This window comes from Nitrospirota bacterium (assembly GCA_040756155.1).
GTDB lineage: Bacteria > Nitrospirota > Thermodesulfovibrionia > JACRGW01 > JBFLZU01 > JBFLZU01.
The window spans coordinates 1-6,433 of the sequence record JBFLZU010000084.1 but is presented as its reverse complement, the minus strand read 5'-3'; the positions used below and the strand labels follow the sequence as shown (position 1 = coordinate 6,433).

At 38.7% G+C, this 6,433-nt stretch carries 7 protein-coding genes; all 7 read right to left on the bottom strand.

Annotated elements, in window-relative coordinates; all coding sequences use genetic code 11:
* The coding region (locus tag AB1488_08410; protein ID MEW6410113.1) for a hypothetical protein at positions 1-539 on the bottom strand (539 nt) is incomplete at its 3' end.
* Positions 540-588: 49 nt separating this feature from the next.
* On the bottom strand, positions 589-999 hold the full coding sequence (gene tolR / locus AB1488_08405; protein MEW6410112.1) for a protein TolR: 411 nt from the start codon (positions 997-999) through the stop codon (positions 589-591).
* Between the two features lie 2 nt (positions 1,000-1,001).
* A complete protein-coding gene (gene tolQ, locus AB1488_08400) occupies positions 1,002-1,727 on the bottom strand; it encodes a protein TolQ (GenBank protein MEW6410111.1) in 726 nt (241 codons plus the stop codon).
* Positions 1,728-1,881: 154 nt separating this feature from the next.
* Positions 1,882-2,244 (bottom strand): response regulator, encoded by a 363-nt coding sequence (locus AB1488_08395; GenBank protein ID MEW6410110.1) that lies wholly within the window; start codon positions 2,242-2,244, stop codon positions 1,882-1,884.
* A gap of 44 nt (positions 2,245-2,288) precedes the next feature.
* Positions 2,289-3,638, bottom strand: coding sequence for an ATP-binding protein (locus AB1488_08390; protein ID MEW6410109.1), 1,350 nt, complete (start codon positions 3,636-3,638; stop codon positions 2,289-2,291).
* A gap of 101 nt (positions 3,639-3,739) precedes the next feature.
* Positions 3,740-5,353: an ABC transporter substrate-binding protein gene (locus AB1488_08385; protein ID MEW6410108.1), complete on the bottom strand. Its 1,614-nt coding sequence runs from the start codon at positions 5,351-5,353 to the stop codon at positions 3,740-3,742.
* A 429-nt stretch (positions 5,354-5,782) separates the two neighbouring features.
* Positions 5,783-6,433 (bottom strand): sigma 54-interacting transcriptional regulator (locus AB1488_08380; protein ID MEW6410107.1); only part of this gene is annotated, 651 nt, incomplete at its 5' end.

The following is a 6,433-nucleotide window of genomic DNA, read 5'->3' as shown; positions in this document are numbered from 1 at the left end:
AGAACCCATAGCCGCCTTATTCTTTCCCATATCCTGCTATAGTAGTCCTGATACTTAAGATCTAATAGGTCTCTTCTTCCTCCAAGACCTGGAACTCTGTCCTGGGTCTGCTCTGTAGCAGGTCTATCGTCTTTTCTAACTGCAAAGACCCTCTGCATATCAGCTACTTTTTCCCTCATTCTTTTGAGTGCCTCTATCTTTTTTATAGCCTCGATACGCCTTATGGAATTGGAGACGATTTTGTCATAATCTTCCTTTGTCTTTACGGCTTCTATCGCGGTAGTCTTTTTCTTATCCATCGTTTCCCTTTGTTTCTCAGTAGGTTCAGTCTTTCCTGATGTAATCTCGCTACGAGACTCGATGGAGGGTGCGACCAGCGAAACGGTATAGACAGGAGAGAAGAAAATCCTTTTTGAAGTAAACTTGGGTATTATTATACTTGCAGAGACTATAAGGATGTGGATTGACAGGGAAAGAATTATCATTGTAATGAGACTTGGTTCATTGAGAGTGTGTCTATGATAAGTGTATATACCCATAATCGTACCCCAAAACTCATTCATAGTTATCGTGGCGGCGAACTATGAACTATAAACCTTTAAGGGGTTCTGTCACCATACCTAATTTCTCAATACCTGCATCCTTTATCTCAGACATAACCCTTACTACAAATCCATAAGAGACATCTTTATCTGCACGCAGTAAAACCTCTTTGTCAACCCTATCTTCGTATATCTTCTTGAGTTTAGTCTGCAGTTCTTCCATGGTAATAGGATTTTTATTTAAGAATATCTGATTACCCTTTGTTATACTTATTACCAGTCTTTCTCTCTCTACCTGTATCTCCTTACCCTTTGCCTGAGGGAGATTCACATCGAGACCTTCCTGCATCAGGGGTGCTGTAACCATGAATATGATAAGAAGAACGAGCATTACATCCACCAGTGGCGTAACATTTATCTCGGATAAGACTGTGCGAGCTCCCCTCCATCTTTCCATAATCATACACCCCTGTTGTTTTTGTTAAAAAAATTCCTGTCAATAATATTTAATAACTCCTGAGAGAAACTATCCATTTCAGCAGCTAATGTCTTTATCTTGTTCAGATAATAGTTATAGGCTACAACAGCAGGTATGGCTGCTGCAAGACCTGCAGCAGTAGCAACAAGTGCCTCTGAAATCCCAGGTGCTACAACCGAAAGGCTTGCTGAACCCCTGAGTCCTATGCTGTGGAATGAATCCATTATACCCCAGACAGTGCCAAAGAGCCCGATAAATGGCGTTGTACTCCCAGTTGTGGCAAGAAAACCAAGGAAACTCTCGAGCTTTGTGATCTCAGAGGCTGAGGCACGTCTGAGTGCCCTGCTTATGTTGTCTATACCACTGAGTTCTGTGCTGAGTGTATAGGAATCAGAAGGGTTTCTTTCGGATGACTCCTTTGTAGTAAGCTCTGCATATCCTTCCCTGAAGATATTTGCCAGAGGACTCCAGTTCAATGTCCTTGTTCCGTTAAATACTGCATCCAGTCTTTTACTCTTTCTAAAATGTCTTAAGAATGCATCAGATTCTCTCTCTGCCCTTCTTATGACCCTGAATTTATAAAATATAATCGCCCATGAGAATATGGAGAAAAAGAGCAGGATAAAAAGGGTTATCTTCACTACAATACCAGCATGCAGTACTAAATCCAATATGCTTCCACCACTCGTAGAAAATAGGCTACCCACGATTATAACTCCTTTCAGTTATTTTAGTTTTTTATAAGCAACAATATTTTTAAACATTTTAAACCCTGGTCGCTATTAAGTCAATCAATTTTTGAGGTGTGTTTTGTAATAAAAAAGGTAGCTATCTGGTCAATAATCTATTTATTTCAGATTGTTAGCTCAATATCTCTTTTGTGATTGCTTCTATTTTAAAGACATCAAATGGCTTCTCAATATAATGTCTTATCCCGAGTTCCTCTACTTCTTTCCTGTAGCCTCCTTCGGTCGCTGTAACAATGACTACATCAATCTTGCTGTGCATTTTCTTCAGATTCCGCAATACCTCTATCCCATCCATCCCTGGCATCCTTACATCAAGAAATATCAAGTCTGGAGACTTCTCTTTGAGGATACTTAATGCCTCAAAGCCACTTCTTGCCATTATTAAATTATAATCTCCTGAAAGAATTACTTCGAAAGATTCCAGCACTCCATCTTCATCATCCACAACCATTATCTGCTTCCGTAGATCACTCATATTAATTCCCCCTCTAAATTTTAATCAAATAGTATGCCAATATTTTAAAAATTCACAGGAAATTTTATCTGAAAAACACTACCCCTACCCACTTCGCTCCAGACCCCAATATCACCATCATGTTCTTCTACAATCTTTTTTGTTATAACCATACCAAGACCTATACCTTTCTCCTTTGTTGTAAAGAATGGATCAAATATATTCTTTAGAATTTCTGGAGACATCCCCGCACCAGAATCCTCAAATGTAACTATTACAGATTCTAATCCAGAACGGGTATTTATACTGAGTGTCCCACCCTGAGGCATTGCATGAATGGCGTTAATAATGAAGTTTGAAAATGCCCTTTTTATATACTCTGTATCCCCAAGAATTAGAGGTATCCCTTCTTCGAGCTTTGTTTGCAGGGCAATACCCCTTTTATCCATCTCTGTGTAGAAAATGTCAAGTGTCTGGGTTATAAGTAGATTGACATCTATTCTTAAAAGTTGCAATTTTGGTTTTCTTGAGAGGTCAAGGAGATCCTGAATAATTCTGGTAACCCTGTCTATCTCCCTTGGCACAGTGGTATTAAATCTTGTCCTGAAATCATCACTCATATACCGTGAGGGCAAGAGCTGCACAAAGGTCTTGATAGCTGTGAGAGGATTCTTAATCTCGTGGGCGATTCCTGCTGCCATAATCCCGACTGCGGCAAGCCTCTCTGCATGCCGCATCTTCTCCTGATTTGAAAGTATCTCTTCCGCCATCCTGTTGAAATTCTCAGCAAGTTCTCCAATCTCATCACCTGTTTTGAGTTCTACTCTGTGCTGGAGATTTCCCTGCGAGAAAAATACCATACCTTTTGCCAGTTCATGGATTGGTCTTGTTATCCTTTTTGAAAGAATGACTGCACCGAGTGAACCAACCATAATAGCAACAATACCAAAGGCAATCAGTGTTAGTCGGGTACGGAATATTTCTTTATACATCTCTTCAAGTGATATTCCAACCCTAACAACACCCCATCGCTCAGATGAGCCTTCGATATACACAGGGACAGCGATATCAAAAATTCTCTCGCTGGTTTCGGTGTAAAATGTTCTCTGTATCAAGACATCTGTGACCCTTAATGCATTAAGGCTTACAGTGTCTGTGAGTTCTTCGCCCTGCCTTTCGCCATGGCGACTGTATGCAGCTACCCTGCCTTCTTTATCGTGGATAATTACAGAAGATATGCCTTTTTCTTTTATTGCCTTCTCTGCATTCTGCTGAAGTGCAACATAATTATATGTAACAAGGTAGGTAATACTCATTGCAGCGATACTCCGTGCAATAGCCACCCCATGGTCTTTAACCTGTTGTGATATGAGCCTTCTCTGTTTATTCTCTACTATAAATATTAAGAGACTCATAAGGATAATGATTAATAAAATGACTGAGAGTATAAATCTCGTTTGAAGCGACATCTTAAACGATATGGGCTTTTTAGTAAAAAGACTCTGTATTGAATGCATCACCTTGAAAACCATACCTTCTTCATGGGGATATAGGGAGAACCGAGGGCATTTACCTCAATACCATTCACATAAGGTTGATAGGCTTCTTCGTAACTAAGGTGGAGGAGTGGAGCTATGGGGACACCCTTCATAATTTCCCTTTCAGCCATTCTATATATTCCCATTCTTTTTATAAAATCAAGTTCACTCTTTGCATCCTCAAGCATTTTATCAACATGTTTATTTTTATAATAGGTAAAATTGTATTGGGAATTAGAGTGAGACAATATTGCAAGAAAATTATCTGGGTCAGGGAAGTCTGCATACCATATATATCTAAAAATCGGAAGCCTTTTTCTATTTAAATAACTTTCGTAAACAGGCCATCTCTTCTCATACTTCAATTCTACATTTATCCCTATGTCTTTAAGATTTGCCTTTACTATTTCAAGCTCCTTTCTTGTAGCCTCTGTTGTTGCTGCAGACCATATCTCAAAGGTTGGTATTCCTCTTCCTTCTGGATGACCTGCTTCTGAGAGAAGTCTTTTTGCTTTTTCTGGATTGTAAGGGTATCCAATTTCTTTTCTTTCGTATCCTGGTATACCAGGAGGTAATATAGCGTCAGCCTTTATATGTTTACCATTATAAGCCTCTTGAATTATTTTCTCTTTATTAATAGCGAAATTTATTGCCTGTCTTATTTTTTTATTGTTTAATGGTATAATCTTAGTATTTAATCCATGAAAGAGCAAGCTAAGTATAGGTCTTTTTATCACATAATATTTTCTGCTCTTTATAACATCGTCTCTTATATTATCAGGTATCTCAGAATTTTCAAGACCACCGCTGGCAAACTCTTTAAACATCTTTTCAACATCTCTCCCAGGAAATATTTTATAAACTATTCTGTCTAATATGGGGCGCCCTTCAAAATAATCTTTATTTGCCTCAAGGACTATTTCGTTGTCTCTCCAGCTTACAAATTTAAAACCTCCAGTCCCAACTGGATGTTTTCCGAAATCTTTACCCCATTTTTTTACCTCTTCTTTAGGCACTACCTTGGCACCTTTCATCGCAAGGATTGTAATAAATGGTGAATATGGTTTTGATAGTGTAATCCCTAAGGTATATTTAGATGGGGCTTTCAGTCCCTTTACGCTTTTTGATAGACCTCTCTGAAATTCCTTAACACCCAGTATATTAGTGAAGAATCCTACAGAACTGGATTTTACATCTGGATCGAGAATTCTTGTGAAGGAATAGATAAAATCTTCTGCAGTTACATCTTTCCCATTATGAAACCTCACTCCTTCCCTTAAATAGAAGGTATAGGTCAATCCATCAAGAGAGATCTTCCATGACTTTGCTATGGCTGGGATAATATTTAAGTCTTTATCAAATTGTACTAATCCATCGTAGATTTGTTGGATGACTGTTACCGCATAAATATCTGTTGAAAGTGCAGGGTCTAAGGTCTTTGGCTCAAAAGGTAGAGGACTTCTATAAGTACCACCATAAGTCTTTTGTGCAGACTCGGGTTTCTTTTTTAAATCGGTATCTTTACAGGCATAAGAAAATATTAAGGATAAAAATAAAAAAGGTATTACTCCTTTTTTAACCTGCCCCAACACAATAGTTAATTTATATCAAAAAGGGGTTGTGTTGTCAAAGAGATAACACGGTAAAAAAGATAAAGGGCACCCCGATATAATGGCGTTGGGACATTAAAATCAGGATACCCCTTATCTTTCAGGCAGGACTCTTTAAAATACTTCTAACCTAATTTCCTCCATCAGCGAGCACAGGAAGCACATACGCCATCACTGTCAGTGCAGTGATAAGGAATGATATTGCCCACCTCTTCATCTTCCTCACCTCCTTTCAAGGACAGTATGCCTTAAAGGAAAGGCAAGGAAGATGCCAGGAGGGTGGTCTACCGATATTATTGGCTAACTATATGTTTTAAAAGGATAATTAGATATAATGATGGCAGGAAGATAGGAGAATAGCCGTAGGGATTTGCACAAGATCTTGGATTTCTGCACAAGATATTGTGCAAACTAATCCATTTTTTCTTTGATATTAAGTTGTCTCATTTTATGTATAAGGGTATTACGGTGTATTTTTAGAAGCCTTGCAGCCTTTTGATAGTCCCATCCCGTCTTCTCTAATGTTGCGAGGAGATATGTTCTTTCAAATGCCTCCCTCGCCTCAAACAGACCAGCTATCTCATCCACTGGAATGGTTACATCCTGCATCTCTACCATAATTTCAATAGGGAGGTCGCTGATAGAGAGTTCATCCTTATCACCTGAAAGCACAACCATCCTTTCTATAAGGTTCTCAAGTTCTCTTATATTTCCTCTCCACCTGTATTTACATAGTGCTGTCATTACCTTAGGCGAGAATCCCATTATCTTTTTGTTGAACCTTTTTGTATATTTATCAAGAAAATGTGCAGCAAGTAGTGGTATATCTTCTTGCCTTTCCCTCAATGGAGGGAGCTTAATGGGTACTACATTCAGTCTGTAGTAAAGGTCATCTCTGAAGAGATGTTTTTTAACTAAACCATTAAGGTCTGTATTCGTAGCAGTAATAAGGCGGACATCTACCTTTATTGGTTTTAAACTCCCTATCCTTGTAATCTCCATGTCCTGAAGAACCCTCAGGAGTTTTGCCTGGAGATCAAGCCTGAGACTTGATATCTCATC